We start from the raw sequence: 17,363 nt of genomic DNA, 5'->3' as shown, positions 1-17,363 counted from the left end.
CCCCCATTTTTACTTATTGGGGCCAGTCCTGCAACGCTTAATAATAAGAAAAAATCGGTACAACCTGTAAATTTGTAACCGATTTTAGTTACTTGAAAAAAATTAATGCAGCGCGGACGTCTAGGCGTAAAAAAACTAGGCAACCGCTATCCTTTTCGATAAAATGATGCCCTTAATTTTCGTTGGTGCGCTGTTAACGTAGTTTGTGAGCGCAAAAATAATTGTGAGCTTAAATACAATGGCAAGACATTTATTCACTTCTGAATCAGTTTCTGAGGGACATCCAGATAAAATCGCAGATCAAATTTCTGATGCGGTTTTGGATGCGATTATTGCACAAGACAAACACGCGCGCGTAGCCTGTGAAACAATGGTAAAAACAGGTGTTGCTATCATCTCTGGTGAAGTTACAACAAACGCATGGGTTGATCTTGAGTCAATTACGCGTAAAGTAATCACCGACATCGGTTACACATCTTCGTTCGTAGGTTTTGATGGCGATACATGCGGTATCATGAACCTAATCGGTCAACAATCACCTGAAATCGCGCAAGGTGTTGACCGTTCTAAGCCAGAAGAGCAAGGTGCAGGTGACCAAGGTCTAATGTTCGGTTACGCGACAAACGAAACACCGACTCTTATGCCAGCGCCAATCTACTACTCACACCGTCTAGTAGAGCGTCAAGCTGAAGCTCGTAAGTCAGGTATTCTTCCTTGGTTACGTCCAGATGCGAAATCTCAAGTAACGTTTATCTATGAAGATGGTAAACCGGTTGCAATTGATGCCGTGGTGCTTTCAACTCAACACAACCCAGATATCAAGCAAGAAGACTTAGTAAATGCGGTAATGGAAAACATTATCAAGCACACGCTTCCTGCTGAGCTGTTAACTGAAAACACGAAATATTTCATTAACCCAACTGGCCGTTTTGTTATCGGCGGTCCAGTAGGTGACTGTGGTTTGACTGGTCGTAAAATTATCGTAGATACTTACGGTGGTATGGCTCGTCACGGTGGTGGTGCATTCTCAGGTAAAGATCCATCTAAAGTTGACCGTTCTGCAGCATACGCTGGCCGTTACGTTGCTAAAAACATCGTCGCTGCAGGCCTTGCAGACAAATGTGAAATCCAAGTGTCTTACGCAATCGGTGTTGCAGAGCCAACATCAATCTCTATTGAAACATTCGGAACAGGTAAAGTGTCTGAAGATAAATTAGTAGAGCTAGTTCGTGAACACTTCGATTTACGCCCATATGGTATTACGAAGATGCTTGACCTTCTTCACCCAATGTACCAAATGACTGCTGCATACGGCCACTTCGGTCGTGAACCGTTTGAAATGACGGTGGGCGATGATACTTTCACCGCGTTCAGCTGGGAAAAAACAGACAAAGCAGACGCGTTACGCGCAGCAGCTGGTCTGTAAGTCGAATTAAGTAGAAAAGCGCCTTCTGGCGCTTTTTTTATATCGATTAACACATCCAAAAAATACGACGGTTTAATGCGTCTAGTCTTAGCTGCGTCGTACAATTGTCATGAAGTATTTCGATAAAAAAATCCGATGCATGGATACATCGGATTGAAGTGTTTTTAGACAGCTAAACCTTTCTTATTGACTTATTTTCGCTGTAACGTGTCTCTGAACTGGTAGTGTTACTGGACCAATTTATATGCTGTAAAGGCATGGCCATAACGCTGGTCAAGCCCGGTCATTACGTTGGGTTGAATATCTGTAATAGTAAATACCCACGAACAATCCGTGCGATTTAAGCCTTCAAGGAATGGTGTACAAAATGACAATTCCCCTTGCTCTGTCATCATTACTTTAACGATGCGATATGTTCGATTATCACTTGAAGTCATTATCCCCCCATCCGCTGTAAAGTCTAAAAACTTAACACCTTTATCATTCGCGTATTCTAAACGCCAGCGACTATCTGGAAGTGTATCAAGGGATGCTTTTGCATCATTGTTCCGTAGCTTATATTTGACGCTACCCTCTGAGGTAACCCACACTAAGTCTTTACGATTATCAGCGTTAATATCAACGATATGAAGTGTTTTAACATCTTCATTTACGAGCAGGCTTTGCGTTTCGCCATATTCGTTCGCAACGTCTGCAAAAGCAAGATTTGTCAGTCCTAATGCGCAAAGCGCAAGAAGTGTTTTTTTCATTTTTATTCCCTAAAAAATGTTAGCGCTCCCAAAATTGAGCCAAGATATTTAACAATAAAAACACATAAATTGCGAATACTTAGGGTAATCTAGGTACAAAAATTATAAGAACAAAATAAACTGCATAGCTTATTCATGGAAAACAATACATTAAAAGTGTAAGGCTGTGTAACTAGAATGCAGTCCAATTATTAACTATATTAACAAGTAGGTTACTCACGCTTGTTCAATTACCGCGAGTCACGGCTGACGTAAAATTCTTTTAGTCATTCAGCTTATGAAGATAAAAGAGTAACACATAAACTTTAGATCATTGATTAATAGAGAATAAACAGCATACGCATCTAAATTCACCGCAAAAAAGGAATGATTATGGCAACATCCGACCAAACGGTACCGCTGAAGCCAGCAGTAAAAAATCCAAATAACATTGAAGCAAAAAAATATTATATCTTTAATGAAACGGGCAACATCATGATGGCCAGTACCATTGATGCCAACACCCCGCTGTCTGAGTCAGTACAAAAAGTATTTGCCGAAGTATCCGTTTTTTTCGCAGGTATGTCCCGAGCGATCACAACGACGAAAAATCCAGCGACGAATAAGGCTTACTCACTTTACAACTATGAAGCGCTGCAAAATATTATCAGTGGTTCTGGTCTTTTCGTGCACGTCACTGAAGAAGATGTTAAGTACGAGACCAAAAGCTTTGGAGCAGACTTCAGTAAAGAACTGATTGAATCCTTATTAGGCCTTGCAACAGGTGCAGGTGAAATGAGCTTCGCGTCAGCCATGGTCTCTTCGATAGGCAAAGAAGGCTTGAACATCTCAGGTTCTTCAAGTCAAACCAATAGCAAAGTCGGTAACATTGTGTTTGTCTGCGAGTATTTGATGGGCATGCCAATTGTCAGCGCGATCGTTGTGTACGCCGATTGTCAGCAAAATAAGCAGCAACTAAAACTGGGTCCATGCTTTAGCGAGTCCTCAATCTCAACATCTTGGACACTTCACAAAGATACGTACATGTTTGTAACGCCCTCTTTTATCCGCTCGTATGCGGGTGACCTCGATTCGATTAACTCGGATCCGGATTATCTGCAATTGATCAATTGGCTAAGTGGCTTACTTACACAAACTCCGACTATTAATGATATTGTAGATGCCAAAACGTTTGCCGCAGTTCCGTCAGGAAGTGCGCTCGCAACCGGAACTACCTACCGAATTCAAGGTCAATTCTTACCAGTAGAAGCAGGAAAAGTGCAATTTGCAGAAGGGGACGGCGTAATCACTGCGGCAAACTGGGGCACCGATGCCATCGATTTTACCGTGTCAGGAACACAAACTACCGCGTCGACACTTCAGGTACTCGACAAGTCTGGTAACGTTGTCGCAGAGTCTGCCGAAACGTATACGATTGGTTAATTGCGAGTCATTGAATATGCGCCCTGCCAAGGGCGCACAATATCTGATTATTAATTATCTTGAAACTTGGAGTGAAGCGTTTGACTTGGTTTCGTCCTCTTATAAATTTGTTTACGCGGTCAAAACCAACTCAACGCAACGAACTTCCCGTTCATTATTTTTTTAATGCCACTGGACATATTTTGTTCTCCACGTGCCATACTTTAGATCAACCCGTACCACAATCCGTCGCGGACCAATTCTCACAAGTCAGCGCATTACTTGGGGGAATGATGAAAGTGGTGACGACAACACTTAACCCACATACAGGACAGTATTATTCCCCGTTTAACTACCACGCCTTAAATCAACTGATTGAGCGCAGTGGACGCTTTATAAAAACCTCTCATGAAGTACTTACGGTGCCCAACTCAACACTCGCTTCTCCGCAATATCTAGGACTTACCGAAGTATTACTCGGCTTTACCCTACCCGATGTCCATCTTCCACCTATTCGCTCCATTGTTTCAAGCTTTGCGAATGAAGCAAAGCGAATGGCTCTCGCTGACAACGAAAACGACATACGTGCAGCACATATTCTCTTTATCTGCGAGTATATTGGCGGGATCCCACTCGTCTCAGTACAACTTTTCTCTATTGATAATCGGCTTCATAAGGCTTTACTGGTAGATAAGGCTAAGTCGACATCACAAGTTTGGCAAATAGAGAAAGATTCGTATTTGTTTACTTAGCCTAAAGTGTAGATATGTCAGTTCGGTACAAACTGTTCACTGCATAGTCTAATTAACCAATTTGGCATGGGGTATTTGGTATACACACTATCTAAATATCGCTCCCAAGCCAATTTCCTCAATTTCCTTATTTCTGTGTCATTAATAATACCGGCGTACATCGTTGCAAAGTCTCGTAAATATTGAACGTCGCGTCGTCAGCTATTTTTCGCATAGCCTTTTCCTGCGTAATGAATAAAATCAGCTTGGTGATAACCCTGTTTTCCAAACATATCCATACGATTGAAACGTGAAGGAAGCGCTTCATGTTCTAAATTATGTTTAAACAACAGGTAATTGAAATAAGTTTGCTCATAAAATCGAATTCGATTGCAAACCAATTGCAAGCCTTGTAGATCTGCAAAATCAAAAAGCTTACACGGCTTAGAGGCTAAAATAACCCCGACGTTATAATAAATCGGCTTCCCATTTTGCAAAGGCCAATCCACTTTTCCCAAACATGATTCTATCAATGCTCTTTCAGCACTGCGGTCTTGGCTTTCCCCTTCGTTCAACATATAAATCACGTCTGGATTTTTGAATTGCTCAAAGATGTCTGCAGCATGAGGGGAAATAAGAATATCCGCATCTAGGTAAAGCACACGGTCATATTCACTGAGTAACTCCCCAATTCTCAGCTTTTCAGCCCAAGCAGGACTTGCATGAAATTGAGGATTAGTGACATCAATCTTATAGCTCAACGTATCAGATATGATGAGGTCAGCACCAACTCGCTTAGCGTAATATTGAAAACTCAGTATCGCGGCCTGATACATAGGATTATCGCCAATAGCTAACGTAAAAATTGCCTTTTTCATAGACACATCAACACCATTAGAAAACCCACAAAAGGTACAAATGTATCATATCAGAAACAAGATGAACGATTTATTACCTAGCAACAATCGGTAATAGAAATAAATTTGTCAGGGTTTCAAAGATAGGAATTAAACGGCTTGTAGAGTAAACGATGATTTTTGATAATCTTAATTTTTATAGGTGTCTTTTTAGCGTAGTCGTTTAAGTTTTCTTAACTAACACGTAATGTTAAATGTTGAAATTAAAAACAGTAAAATTGAACCAAAGTAAAAAATAGATTCTCAATATGACATAAAGCTAACCTCTATCGTCAGTTATTTTTTTCGAATAAAATAGTGTGTAATATGTGTTAAAGAAAGGCAAGCAGGCTGTAAGCCTCCTAGTTTTTGGTTATTTACTGCAGTTACCTTTTAACGCCATTTTTAGTTTTGCAACAATACGTTTTCCTTCGTCTTCTGAAACAGACTCTAGTCCAGCACCACCGACAAATACGCCTAATTTAATATACTGACGAACAAAATAACTATTACCGGCTTCCGTCTTTAATGTCATCTCATTTGGCGAAAATTCAGACTCTGTTGAAATAATGTGTTGAGGTTTGTTTTCAAGTTCTTCATAGAAAAAGATATTTGGCGCAGTCTCACCCAAACATTTACCATCCACCCATACATCTTTTTTAAGAGCTGGCCTAACGCGGAGTCTCTAAACACATAGAGACCTACTTTTCCTTCGCTCGGAGCTGAAAATTGTTTTGCTTGATCCGATACATCTTTGTTCGCCATAGGTACCGACGTACAGCCTGAAAAAATGTAACTAGAGCTACTGCTAGACTTATTTTAGCTTTCATTATTATCCTTATTATTTATTCACATTTATTTAGAGTTAATCTATTAATTGATGCAATTCAATTTTCATGGAGTTTTGTTTTTACCAATACCAACCAACTTCCACGCCAGCCACATTCTCATTAATTTCCTTCTGATAGCGGTAGTTAAATCGCAGATCCGTAGCATCGTTTATTTTATGTCTAAACGTTGCTTTAAGAGTTGTTGCTTGTTGGACAAAGCCAAATTTTCGTTCTAGTTGAATATTCCAAGCCTGAAGGTCATTCAAATAACCATTGAGCATCAAATTAGTGCTCAAAAAAAGTCCTGAACTGTCGAGTTTAGTATCGTGAAATCCGGCACCAAAGAAACCGGCCAATGAAACAGAATCTTTAATAAAAGAACCAGCATAGCCGTAACCTGCATGTGCAAGCCCAGCTAAGGGGGAATTGTTGCTATGAAGCTTTCTTTGCAGCCCTACTTGTAAAAACCATGAGTGACTCTGGTCACCTGGTAGCATAGTGTAGTTTTGCCTCACATTCAGAATATTCACTAAATTCAAAGATTCTATTGTTGTCGCTTCGTTTTGGGAAATTCGAATCTTGATATCTCCCATAGATAGACCTGAATGCCTGACGTGTCCGTAACTTGAATCAAGCGGGTCATAATAGGCTGGTCTAAGTGAAAGTATTCCCCAAGAACCGGATTCTGTATGAAATAAACCGATCGATGTTCTGCTTAAAGGACGACCTAAGTCAGGTACATTTGATGAATTAAATAGAACGTGCCCACTACCCGAAGGCAATTGATATCTAAGTGATAAAACTTTTGAATACTGAAGATTATTGGGGTCTTGCTCTTTCAATTCAGGTTGTCGTAGAAATTGATAATAATCAATTAAAGTGTCCAACACATTGTGCTGAGATGTAATAGATTCGTTTTCAAGAGCCTGGATTGACAGTTGATCAGGGTTTTCAGCGAAATAAGTCACTAATGCTATTTCTGACTCAGATAGTTTTGCATATCGCTGATAAAGACGACTCTGTCTAGACGGATGGTATTTCCGCTTTTTTATTTTTTCAGGCTGAAATTGCACTAGCTGTTGCACGACAGTTTGAGGTGCAACCCAAGGTTTCCAGCTTTGTGAAGCAGGGATGTTTAATACAAGATTAAGTACATTAGCCATGAAAAAAGCACAGTTTTTATTTAAAAAATAGTAAGTAAATTTCCTGTTTTGCAGCTCCCATAAGTGGGCCAGAAGAAAAATACGTTCTTCATCCGTAAGGTCTAATTGATACTCCCAAAGGTCACGAAACTCATTCTCACCGTAGTTTTGTAAGTGGTAGAAAAAGCCTTGAGTAGTGAAAGAAGAGTTATAGCCACCTACCAATCCTTTTACTATGTAAATCAGCATATTTTCATTTGGTGGAACATCAGCACCAAAGTTAATAGCAGGATCGTATAGTCTACCTAATGAAGAAGTGTTCAGTTTTAGGAGTAAATGGCCGTAATAAGATGCTGGATTTCCTAAATACCCCGTTGCAAAAACCAAGCTAATCGAATCAATTTGAGTATAATTCTTGAATTCCTCAAAGTGAGGGCATTTAATATTCTTATTTTTTTTATTGAATAAAGGTATTTGACTGTCTAGCCAAATTTTACGTGCTTTGTATTTACACAGCGCATGATTATTAGGATTGTCCCCAACCGGTTCATTAAATGCTAAAAGCGTATTTCTTAGCTCTTTCTCCGGTGAAAAGTCCTGATATTGGGATAGATAAAAGCCATCATTAAAAACGGTTGGTTCACCTTGCTCATTCAAAAAAAGGAGCTGATGCCACTTTTTTTCATTCGCTAGCTGACGAATGAGAGCCGAATCAATAGGTTGACTAACGGCAATTTTTGGTGAAAGCAGTGTTGCTAAAAGTAACACTGCATATAAGTAATATCTCATTGTAAAATGGCTTCACCCTGCAAGTGAAACCTCAATACATTAGATAGCTGCAACTAGTGCATTGTAGAAAGCGATTGATTTTGCCTTTTTATCCGCAGAATTAAACTCTGTAGATGCCAAGTTTAACGACATCTCTGAGCGAATACCGCTGATTACTTCCATATGACGAGTTGAGTTAACTTCCATGATGTTTAATAGAGCAACAAGGTGTTCACCTTGGCCACGCGCAGCTTCTTCAGATAAGTTATCATAGCTTTCAAGGATAAATTTCGCCGCAGTTACCGTTTTACCATTACACGTTTCAGGACTTGCTGTCGCAGAAGTTACCGCTGTTGTACCAATATCCCAAATAATGTTTGACGTTACCGCTAGCACTTTATTGTTTTGGAAAAGGGCAGCACCAATACCACAGTCAGAAAATGGGTTTGGACCTGTACCAACTTTTTTATCTTCAGCATGTACATTCACAGACATGACAGCAAGCAATGCTAAACCAGTAAACATTTTTGATTTCATTTTCGCAGTTCCTTTTTTGCGTTTTTGTAAATATTTCAGGCCGGGTTTGTACACAAAAAAGGAATTGCTTGCAACACGTTATTGTAACTTTTGTAATTTAATGAACATTTTATGTGATTTTAGTTTAATAATTAAACTATTTTGCAGGCATTTTTATTTTGTGACGACATTTCATTTCGGCGAATAAAGAACGAAGAAAAACATGTGAGGTGGCTTTCTCGAGTTAGCTGATGAATAGATGGATTCTAATAAATGTATAAATGACTAGCCGGATCAACCTTTTCACATAATTTAAAAAAAGTAAAAGCGAGTAAATTAAGAATGAATTAGGTGAAACCTAAAATAGTTGATGACGAGATGAAGCAGGCTCGAATCGATAATCATTTTCATAGAAAATGGGGACTTTGTCCCCATTTTATTTTTAACACTTAAAAAAATTAAAGCTTAGCAAACGCGCGTTCAGCAGCATCAATTGTTGCCTGAATGTCGGCATCACTGTGCATTGTGCTAACAAAGCCTGCTTCAAACGCAGAAGGGGCAAGGTATACACCCTCTTCTATCATGAGATGGAAGAAGCGTTTAAAACGTTCCACGTCACATTCAGTTGCTTGTTGATAACTTGTCACTTTCTCTGCTGTCGTGAAGAAGAAACCATACATGCCACCAGCGAAGTTGGTGGTCAAAGGAATGCCCGCTTTGTCAGCCGCGGCTTGGAAACCTTCGCATAGCATTTTGCTTTTCGCTTCTAGCGATGTGTGCAGCTCTGGCGTGTCAAGCAGTTCAAGTGCTTTCAAGCCTGCCGCCATTGCAATTGGGTTACCTGACAACGTACCCGCTTGGTACACAGGACCTACCGGTGCAATGTAATCCATGATTTCACGCTTTCCACCGAATGCGCCCACAGGCATGCCTCCACCAATGACTTTACCTAAACAGGTTAAGTCTGGCTTGATGTCGTAGTAGGCCTGAGCACCACCTAGCGCAACACGAAACCCCGTCATAACTTCATCAAAAATAAGAACACTTTTGTATTCATCACAAACGGTGCGTAAACCTTCTAAGAAACCATCAACCGGTGGAATGCAGTTCATATTACCCGCAACTGGTTCGACAATAATACATGCGATCTCTTCCGGATACTTTGCAAAAATAGCACGAACTTCTTCGAGGTTATTGAATGATACCGTTAGCGTGTGCTTCGCAAAATCAGCAGGGATCCCTGGTGAATTAGGTACCCCCATAGTTAAGGCACCAGAACCCGCTTTTACCAACAATGAATCCGCATGACCATGATAACATCCTTCAAATTTGAGAATTTTATCACGACCCGTGTAGCCACGAGCCAAACGGATAGCGCTCATTGTAGCTTCCGTACCGGAGGCTCACCATGCGTACTTTTTCGATAGATGGAACCAGTGATTTTACTTTTTCCGCCATCAAAATTTCGGTTTCTGTTGGCGCACCATAACTCAGGCCATTTTCAACCGCGTTTAACACAGCGGCTTTAATCTCTGGGTGATTGTGGCCTAAGATCATCGGCCCCCAAGAGCCAACATAATCAATGTATTTGTTATTGTCTGCATCAAAGGTATATGCACCTTCTGCACGAGTAATAAACAGAGGCGTGCCACCAACGCCGTTGAAGGCACGAACTGGCGAGTTTACCCCACCAGGAATAGATTCTTGCGCTCGGGCAAAAAGTTCTTGGCTGATAGTCATGCTTTATCCTATTAGCTGTTGCGTTTACGGCTAAACCAAGGCACCTCGGCCTCGTATTTTTCCACTACATTATCGACACCTAGCGTTAACGCAAAAAGCGCCATTCGAATTAAAACGCCATTTTGAACCTGGCGGAAAATTGCTAAGTTGTCGTTGCTATTCAAATCATTATCAAGTTCATTTGCATCTAAACGACTGTCTCGAGGCAATGGATGCATCAATACAGATTCTGGCTTACAGTGAGCGTTGTATATCGCTTGACTGATTTTAAAACCACCACGGTATTTATTTGCTTCTTCTTGTGACGGGAATCGTTCTTCCTGAATACGTGTCTGATACACGATGTCCGCAGCCAAATTGCCTTCCATTTTTGACACCAACTCTATTTGGTGCCCAGCATTTGTTACTGTATCTAAAATGTAATCTGGCATTTGCAATCCATCAGGCGCCACCATAGTGAATTTTACGTTTTTATAATGACATAGAAGTTTTGACAAAGAATGGACCGTACGACCGTATTTTAAGTCACCAACCATAGCTATGTGAAAGCCATCAACGTTTTTACCATAGCGTTCAAGTTCACGCTCAATGGTCAGCAAATCCAGTAAAGCTTGAGTTGGGTGTTCATTTGGACCGTCCCCCCCATTTATGACAGGTACATCAGAACCAGTCGCAAATTCAGCAACAGAGCCTGCATCAGGATGGCGCATTGCAACCGCATCCGCATACGCTGAAATTACGCGAGCGGTGTCATAGAGCGATTCACCTTTGGCAAGCGCTGAACTTTGCATACCGGTTGTTTCACGGACCAAACCACCTAATAAATTGAACGCCGTACCAAAACTGACACGAGTACGCGTACTTGGTTCAAAAAACAGATTTGCTAAAATTGCTCCTTCCAACACTCGCGTACGCTTGTGTTTTTTCGCGTATGGCTCCATACGTTTGGCCACCGCAAAGATCATCTCAATAGCGTCTCGATTGAGCTGATTTACAGAAAGAATATGTTCACCTTGGAAACTTAACATGGAGGCAATTCCTAAATCACAATTTGATATCGGGTATGCATTACGCTCACCCATCCCAACGCTTTGTTCTGTATAGCCGAATAAGACCACACATTCACCAAACCATTTGGCCGGCGATTTTAACAGAATTTGTCTTAATTTTAGAGTGCTGGTTTCACAATCGCTAAAAATACGATGGCAAGCAAAACCAACACTGGGAACTCATTGAAAATTCGATAAAAACGGTCACTTCTGCGATTTCTATCATGCTTAAAATCCGCTAACAGTTTAAAACAATAACCATGGTAGATATAAAGCGCGATCACCAGCACTAATTTATAGTGCAGCCACATACTCATTCTGAACCACTCTCGACCGTATTCCATGATCATGAGCAATCCAAATACGGCGGTTAAGATGGCAAAGGGCGTAACGAAATACAGAAGACGACGCTCCATGATTTTCAGCATCGCGCTGGCATTTCGGTCTTCTGTCATGGCGTGATAAACAAACAATCGCGGTAAGTAAAAGATCCCCGCGAACCAAGCCACCATAAAAAAGACATGCAAAAATTTATAAATTAGTACGGCGCTCATCTTGCCCTCTAGTTTAAAGTAAAGTTTGTCGGTGAGTAATAATATTACGCAGTTGATCCCAGCGTAATATTCCCATAATTTGCTGTTTATCTTTACGGTTATAGACGTAAACCGCTCCACTGCGCTTATCTTTTAAAATGTCGAACGCGTCCGCGAGTGTAGCTTGATTGGACAGTCCTTGTAGGGGTATATACGAAATAGACACACTGCCCTCGCCGGTTAAACTCAAATCATATTCCGCCAAGCGATAGCCATTTAGCTCATCATAAACGATGAGCGGCGTTTGACTGTTTACCGCGCCTAGCGTGTCCTTTATCTGTTCTTTATCATCGGAATACAGCAGTTTAAAGTCTTCTTCCATTTCGGCCATGATCCCAACTTTTTGCAACGCTTCCGTGGCCGGTGATACTTGGTACGGCAGTCCTTGAAAATCAAGCTGCTGTAAGAAAATTGAACGATTCCCAAACACTTGCAGTGCAGTCACGTAAGCTGTCGAAATCACTAACATAGCCGGAACGATGATTTGTGGGCTAGAGGTCAATTCCATAACAGCCGTGAGCGCTGCCAGCGGCGCATGTAGTGTAGCTGCCAAAAGCCCCGCCATTCCTAATACGCCGTAGGTACCGCTGACATCAACACCAGGACTAATCCATTGGCCAAAAAACGACATTAAGGTGCCCATAACAACCCCGAGTCCAATCACCGGGCCTATTAATCCTCCAGGAATACCAAGTCCAATGGCGAACAAGGTGGCCAATAATTTTGCTATCAAAATGGTGGTGAGTAATTGAATGTCGTCAGGTGATTGCAACGCTTGTGTAATCGCACTCATTCCAGAGCCCATCGCCTCGGGCACCAAATAGCCAATACCACCAGCAATCAACCCTGCCAATAACAGCCGAGGGAACATATTGATGGATTTGAACGTACGAATGATGAGCATTAAATTTTGGTTGAACGCAAATGCAACTGCACCAAGTGCGGCTCCACAAAGTACTAAAAATGGATAGTGCCATCCAGAAAGCGGATTAATCGTAATTAGGGCTAATTCTGAATCAGTTCCAAAAACGTTTTGCGTTAACAGCGCCCCCGTTACCGCGACGAGCATTATGGGCACGAAGATGTGAACTTTATATTCCCGTAGCACGACCTCCATTACAAATATCACCGCGGCAAGTGGCGTATTAAACGATGCGGCAATACCCGCCGCGACACCGCATCCTCCCAGAGTTCTCGCAGCATTCAAAGGTAAATGCATACGCTCAGCTAAAATGCTCGCACCAGTCGCTCCTAAATGAACAGATGGACCTTCACGCCCTACCGAAAAGCCACAGATTAAAGCAACTGCCCCGCCGAAAAACTGGTTTGCCGTATTCCAGATTGGCATTTGACCGTAGTGATGCTTAATACGATGGATGACGAAGGGGATCCCAAGACGATAATGTTTAAACCCTGTCATATCGGCAAACACGGCGATGAACAATGCAGCCATAACAGGTAGCACGACACGGTCTGCTTCGGAGAGTGAACTAAAATTATCTGCAGCCGTCAAATAGAGGCCTTGAAAGAAGTGAATAGATAGTCTGAAAAGAATAATTAACACCGCAGCAATCAGTCCGGCCGCGATGCCTAGCAAGCACAATTGAATAGATGTTTTTGGTATTGCTAATCGACGCCTCAACGTATCCAGCGACATTGACGTATTCCTACTTTCAGTATGTGGCAAGTTTACCAAACAATGAGGAATAAGTCTTTGTGCAAGCGCAAGGTTTTAGAAATATCTGAACGCTTTAAAGCGGTCTAGGTATTGGCACCCAGCCAAGACCCATTTTTCCGACGTTTCACGCCACAACAATTTGTTTTTGCGATATAAACCCGAGTTAACAAACCTTAAAGACCTTATCGCGTGCCGTTTCGTATTTGCTTTGCGACTTTGAGCTATACTTGATTAAAATACTCAGGTATTAGATAATTCGCCTATTCAAGTTTTGGGGCTTTTAGTGACATGTCAGAACAGATTCCAATTAAATTTACAGATGCTGCGGCAAACCGCGTAAAAGAGCTTATCGATGAGGAAGAAAATCCGAATCTGAAATTGCGCGTTTATGTAACCGGTGGCGGTTGTTCAGGTTTCCAATACGGTTTTACATTTGATGAGAAAGCCAATCCTGGCGACCTTGAAATCGTCAAAAATGGCGTGACAATGGTTGTTGATCCAATGAGTATTCAATACTTGGTGGATGGCGAAGTTGACTATACGGAAGGTTTGGAAGGCGCACGCTTTTTCGTAAACAACCCGAACGCAACAACAACGTGTGGCTGTGGCGCAAGTTTCAGCGTTTAAAGGTTGTTATCACTAAAGGTGCTGCTCGCGCCTTTAGTGAATGAAAATTTCTTCGGCGTCCTCTTTAATATCGACATATTCATCATCATGAATATCCAAATACAGCATTACACTGTCCTTAAAAACATACCAATCAGCAGAACTTCTAAAACGTTTTCCTTCGTTAACCAGGTTTTCCGCCAGTTTTAATGCGGCAAAAGTCAATTTGTCTTCTTGATTCACGCCTGAATCATTTAAAAACTCAGGATCGTGATGGCGTAAAATCATCTGGCAAATATTCTTTGGTAAATGCCAAGACGACGCCAAATAGTAACCAACGACAGTGTGAGTCGTTACAAATTGCTGACGTTCATAATGTTCTAACGTTTGCTCAGGACGCTCTGCCGCTCGTGTTAGTACTTCATGATAATTCTTATATCGCATCGACATGGCCGGGATCCCAGCATCGTGAAACAGTCCAAGCAGCTGTAAATTCTCAACGGGGACTCGTGTTTTTAATCGCTCACCAATCAACACGGCAACCTGCGAAATATCAGCTGCGGTATCCCAAAAGCGTTCAAGTGAAATACAGCAGGCATTTTGGTCAAACGCCTTTTTCAATAAATAGCCAGTCACAACTTGAGTGATGCAATTAACACCGAGAAACATCACGGCTTGTTTAATATCAGTAATCGTCCGAGATAAGCCGTATGCAGGAGAGTTAATGATTTTTAACACGGCAGCAGAGGTGGCAACATCGGAGGAGATAATGTTCGCAATACGCGTTAGCTCAGGCTCTGGTTGACTCAATTCATTTTGAAGTGCTTGGAGGATTTCAGGTTTAGGCGGAAAGCTAAAACCAGAACGTAAATCTTCCAGCACTTTGTCATCAATTTCAATCATAGCAACGTACAAAGAATGCGGGTCTTTAAAGTGTAGTCGATGAACCTGTACGCTGGTAAATCGATTTTACGTTTATTTTGCTATGATGGACCAGAAAGCGAGTATGTGCCGTTATTCAAGGTTCGCGAATGTGCTGCAATCACCGGGTTCGAAACCATGCGCATAATGTTGATATTTCGGCTTCAGCATCAGTGAAGCCAAAGCCTGGAACGCCGTTTTTGTGCTGGCTAATGTATTGCGATTGACAAGCCACAATGGCACGCGCCCGTTTGGGTGAGCCAGCGCATTGTATTCAATCACTAACCCATCTACCGTCTCGTAAAAACGCCATTGTGCTCGCATCGGTGTAACGGTGACGATGTCGTCAGGTAACGAGCTATTGGCGATGTCATGGACTTGCATTTGATAAACCAATCTGGAATCAACGGACTCAATCGACAGGCAAGAACGTGTAAATAACTGACGCTTTGCCAACGGAAACGGCGCATCAAACAGGGCATAAACAATACTCTGGGCAGGTGTCGGACGACTGACTAACGTCACTTGTTCAACATGGGGCAACCAGCTTTTGGCATTGTCGACATCCGCAAGGACACTGAGTAAATTATCCTTTTTGGCCGCATCTACCTGCATCCAGACTTTTACTTCAACGACACCTGTTTGTGCGAGGCGCTTTTGGATAGTGAGATTATCTGATTGGTACCAAGTAGACCAATCTATCGCTTTACTAGACCAACTAATAAGGCAAAGTAAAGCGATAAACAGATGGCGCATAATTATCGCCAGTATGGCGTGTTATCGAGCGACGCGACGCGACTTTGCTCCATCGCCGTTACCAAAAAATTGGCTTTTTGTTCAAGCCACTTCTGAATTTCCTCAAGTTGCTCATCACCGTGACCAACACACAATTGCTTTAAATAAGACAGCGTTTGAAGTTCATAAACCCCATAAAGAATATCGAGCCATGGTGTTCGGAAAATACGTCTGTCTTCTTTATCAAAAAGCGACCCTAAACAGTTGCCATTCAACATCGTGTTTTCGAGATGTGGTTTTAGCTGCAAATAATCATTTGAATTAAACGATTTGTCTTCTAAAACCATTTGCTTTAACTGTTGCCAGTCACGCTCAAACAGTTGAGCGGCTACCTCTACAATCGGCTTCTCTGCCGCAATAACTGCTTTTTGGTTCCACGTTTTGCGCCATGTACGCTCAAGCAAAAAGCGCGTTAATGCCAGTAGCAACCTGTTATAGCGAGCACAGTGAAATAAGTCCTGCATATCGGTTTCACTTGGCTGCACATCCTGCAGATCGGTGATCACTTGCGCGAGTTCAGGCGCATTATTGATCTTTTTATAGTAGGCGTGACGCTTTGAAGTGTATGTTTTAAGTTGCATTGCGTTTTCAACCCAACTTAGTTCTCCAAGCAACCACTTTAACTCTTTACGAAGGTGTTCCGTTGCCTCTTTTTCGACAATTTCGTCAAACAACCAAAAGATGTGGCGGATAAGTGAAATACCATCCAGCATGCGTTTAAGTGTTTTGAGTTTCGGTTCGTCGAAGTAACATTGTTCATGCTTCTGTACGAAACGAATTGCATAACCAAGTGACTCTTCAAGCGCTTGTTCTTGCGTGTCACGTTTAGAAAGCGGCACAAAACTCAGCGCTTTGTTGGCAATCAACGGCTTATTATCGGCCATACGGTAGCCACGGGCCGCTTTCGAATACAGCCCTAAACGAACACCTAATTGGCTGATAAGATGTTCAGCAAACGCAAAAACGTCACTACGGTCACCTTCAATAAGCTCCACTTCCAACTCTGAAATTGGTTCACTTTGGTTGCCCGCCGTTACTTCACCTTTATCTAGAACGACTTCTAACTGGCTGCCATTTTCAGTTTCAATTAGCCATTTACGGCGTGTGAAATTGGTACTGAAAATAGGTTGTAAGTTTGCTGAAATAAACGCCATATCCATGCCTGTAGGCCAAATGCTGGCGTCAAATAACGCGATGTTAGGTTTACCACCTTCTATGGGGAGATTGTATTCTGGACGTTGATGTAAACCACCGACGACTTCACCTGCTAACTTGATGGTTTGCTCACATTCGTCATTGCAGCAACGAGTACGTAAACCAATATCAAGCTTTCTGAGGTGTCTCTCAGGCGTATCAAAATAAGCATTTTGGAGTTGTTTCGTTGGTTTGTTATTAACGGTTTTCGCAAATTGCATCAACAAACCAGGGACGAGGGGTACTTCATTGTCTGAAAGTAAAAACTTCAGTTCTATCTCAGTATCCATGTAGTGGGTGTAAACCTAAAAAATTATCGAACGCTCAA

At 41.8% G+C, this 17,363-nt stretch carries 15 protein-coding genes and 1 pseudogene; 4 read left to right on the top strand and 12 right to left on the bottom strand.

The annotated features are described in order from the left end of the window. Window positions 1–238: 238 nt before the first annotated feature. On the top strand, window positions 239–1,426 hold the full coding sequence (gene metK, locus J5O05_RS13100; protein ID WP_208842409.1) for a methionine adenosyltransferase: 1,188 nt from the start codon (window positions 239–241) through the stop codon (window positions 1,424–1,426). Window positions 1,427–1,653: 227 nt separating this feature from the next. Here metK and J5O05_RS13095 read toward each other — a convergent pair whose 3' ends face one another. Further along, complete coding sequence (locus tag J5O05_RS13095) at window positions 1,654–2,175, bottom strand: hypothetical protein (RefSeq protein ID WP_208842408.1); 522 nt, start codon at window positions 2,173–2,175, stop codon at window positions 1,654–1,656. Between the two features lie 372 nt (window positions 2,176–2,547). Between J5O05_RS13095 and J5O05_RS13090 the strand changes: the two genes are divergently transcribed. After that, the gene (locus tag J5O05_RS13090; RefSeq protein ID WP_208842407.1) at window positions 2,548–3,597 is read left to right on the top strand and encodes a hypothetical protein; all 1,050 of its coding nucleotides are present in this window, start codon (window positions 2,548–2,550) and stop codon (window positions 3,595–3,597) included. Window positions 3,598–3,677: 80 nt separating this feature from the next. Beyond that, a complete protein-coding gene (locus J5O05_RS13085; RefSeq protein WP_208842406.1) occupies window positions 3,678–4,328 on the top strand; it encodes a hypothetical protein in 651 nt (216 codons plus the stop codon). A 197-nt stretch (window positions 4,329–4,525) separates the two neighbouring features. On the opposite strand, the gene J5O05_RS13080 is transcribed toward J5O05_RS13085, so the two are convergent. The 8 genes and pseudogenes from J5O05_RS13080 to J5O05_RS13045 all read right to left on the bottom strand — a co-directional run bounded on the left by J5O05_RS13080 (window position 4,526) and on the right by J5O05_RS13045 (window position 13,498). Beyond that, a complete protein-coding gene (locus J5O05_RS13080; RefSeq protein ID WP_208842405.1) occupies window positions 4,526–5,185 on the bottom strand; it encodes a glycosyltransferase family protein in 660 nt (219 codons plus the stop codon). Between the two features lie 391 nt (window positions 5,186–5,576). Next, window positions 5,577–5,849: a DUF2846 domain-containing protein gene (locus J5O05_RS13075; protein WP_244369615.1), complete on the bottom strand. Its 273-nt coding sequence runs from the start codon at window positions 5,847–5,849 to the stop codon at window positions 5,577–5,579. 264 nt (window positions 5,850–6,113) lie between these two features. After that, window positions 6,114–7,964 (bottom strand): Lnb N-terminal periplasmic domain-containing protein, encoded by a 1,851-nt coding sequence (locus tag J5O05_RS13070; protein WP_208842404.1) that lies wholly within the window; start codon window positions 7,962–7,964, stop codon window positions 6,114–6,116. A gap of 39 nt (window positions 7,965–8,003) precedes the next feature. Then, window positions 8,004–8,480 carry a DUF3015 family protein gene (locus tag J5O05_RS13065; RefSeq protein ID WP_208842403.1) on the bottom strand — a complete coding sequence of 159 codons (477 nt, stop codon included), beginning with the start codon at window positions 8,478–8,480 and terminating at the stop codon, window positions 8,004–8,006. Window positions 8,481–8,917: 437 nt separating this feature from the next. Next, window positions 8,918–10,199, bottom strand: a pseudogene (hemL, locus tag J5O05_RS13060) (glutamate-1-semialdehyde 2,1-aminomutase). 11 nt (window positions 10,200–10,210) lie between these two features. Further along, the gene (locus J5O05_RS13055) at window positions 10,211–11,227 is read right to left on the bottom strand and encodes an aspartate carbamoyltransferase (RefSeq protein WP_208844529.1); all 1,017 of its coding nucleotides are present in this window, start codon (window positions 11,225–11,227) and stop codon (window positions 10,211–10,213) included. Between the two features lie 140 nt (window positions 11,228–11,367). After that, window positions 11,368–11,802 carry a CopD family protein gene (locus J5O05_RS13050; protein ID WP_208842402.1) on the bottom strand — a complete coding sequence of 145 codons (435 nt, stop codon included), beginning with the start codon at window positions 11,800–11,802 and terminating at the stop codon, window positions 11,368–11,370. Window positions 11,803–11,815: 13 nt separating this feature from the next. Continuing rightward, the gene (locus J5O05_RS13045; RefSeq protein WP_208842401.1) at window positions 11,816–13,498 is read right to left on the bottom strand and encodes a chloride channel protein; all 1,683 of its coding nucleotides are present in this window, start codon (window positions 13,496–13,498) and stop codon (window positions 11,816–11,818) included. 309 nt (window positions 13,499–13,807) lie between these two features. Here J5O05_RS13045 and erpA point away from each other — a divergent pair, with 309 nt between their 5' ends. Next, window positions 13,808–14,146, top strand: coding sequence for an iron-sulfur cluster insertion protein ErpA (gene erpA, locus J5O05_RS13040; protein ID WP_208842400.1), 339 nt, complete (start codon window positions 13,808–13,810; stop codon window positions 14,144–14,146). Window positions 14,147–14,179: 33 nt separating this feature from the next. On the opposite strand, the gene J5O05_RS13035 is transcribed toward erpA, so the two are convergent. The 3 genes from J5O05_RS13035 to J5O05_RS13025 form a co-directional block, all read right to left on the bottom strand. Beyond that, window positions 14,180–15,028, bottom strand: a complete 849-nt coding sequence (locus tag J5O05_RS13035) for an HDOD domain-containing protein (RefSeq protein ID WP_208842399.1) — start codon at window positions 15,026–15,028, stop codon at window positions 14,180–14,182. Between the two features lie 111 nt (window positions 15,029–15,139). Next, entirely contained in the window at window positions 15,140–15,802 is a 663-nt protein-coding gene (locus tag J5O05_RS13030) for an SRPBCC family protein (protein WP_208842398.1), read from the bottom strand. Window positions 15,803–15,804: 2 nt separating this feature from the next. Beyond that, window positions 15,805–17,325, bottom strand: a complete 1,521-nt coding sequence (locus J5O05_RS13025) for a CYTH domain-containing protein (RefSeq protein WP_208842397.1) — start codon at window positions 17,323–17,325, stop codon at window positions 15,805–15,807. Window positions 17,326–17,363: the final 38 nt, after the last annotated feature.

This window comes from Pseudoalteromonas xiamenensis (genome assembly GCF_017638925.1).
In the GTDB taxonomy this organism is placed as follows: Bacteria; Pseudomonadota; Gammaproteobacteria; order Enterobacterales; family Alteromonadaceae; genus Pseudoalteromonas; species Pseudoalteromonas xiamenensis.
This window is presented reverse-complemented; position numbering and strand designations above follow the sequence as displayed.

What these genes read in the sequence shown, in the direction of transcription:
- J5O05_RS13025 (WP_208842397.1), bottom strand. Translation starts at nt 17,325, where the DNA reads ATGGATACTGAGATAGAACTGAAGTTTTTACTTTCAGACAATGAAGTA.
- J5O05_RS13035 (WP_208842399.1), bottom strand. Translation starts at nt 15,028, where the DNA reads ATGATTGAAATTGATGACAAAGTGCTGGAAGATTTACGTTCTGGTTTT.
- J5O05_RS13055 (WP_208844529.1), bottom strand. Translation starts at nt 11,227, where the DNA reads ATGTTAAGTTTCCAAGGTGAACATATTCTTTCTGTAAATCAGCTCAAT.
- erpA (WP_208842400.1), top strand. Translation starts at nt 13,808, where the DNA reads ATGTCAGAACAGATTCCAATTAAATTTACAGATGCTGCGGCAAACCGC.
- J5O05_RS13045 (WP_208842401.1), bottom strand. Translation starts at nt 13,498, where the DNA reads ATGTCGCTGGATACGTTGAGGCGTCGATTAGCAATACCAAAAACATCT.
- J5O05_RS13065 (WP_208842403.1), bottom strand. Translation starts at nt 8,480, where the DNA reads ATGAAATCAAAAATGTTTACTGGTTTAGCATTGCTTGCTGTCATGTCT.
- J5O05_RS13070 (WP_208842404.1), bottom strand. Translation starts at nt 7,964, where the DNA reads ATGAGATATTACTTATATGCAGTGTTACTTTTAGCAACACTGCTTTCA.
- J5O05_RS13095 (WP_208842408.1), bottom strand. Translation starts at nt 2,175, where the DNA reads ATGAAAAAAACACTTCTTGCGCTTTGCGCATTAGGACTGACAAATCTT.
- J5O05_RS13030 (WP_208842398.1), bottom strand. Translation starts at nt 15,802, where the DNA reads ATGCGCCATCTGTTTATCGCTTTACTTTGCCTTATTAGTTGGTCTAGT.
- J5O05_RS13050 (WP_208842402.1), bottom strand. Translation starts at nt 11,802, where the DNA reads ATGAGCGCCGTACTAATTTATAAATTTTTGCATGTCTTTTTTATGGTG.
- J5O05_RS13080 (WP_208842405.1), bottom strand. Translation starts at nt 5,185, where the DNA reads ATGAAAAAGGCAATTTTTACGTTAGCTATTGGCGATAATCCTATGTAT.
- J5O05_RS13090 (WP_208842407.1), top strand. Translation starts at nt 2,548, where the DNA reads ATGGCAACATCCGACCAAACGGTACCGCTGAAGCCAGCAGTAAAAAAT.
- metK (WP_208842409.1), top strand. Translation starts at nt 239, where the DNA reads ATGGCAAGACATTTATTCACTTCTGAATCAGTTTCTGAGGGACATCCA.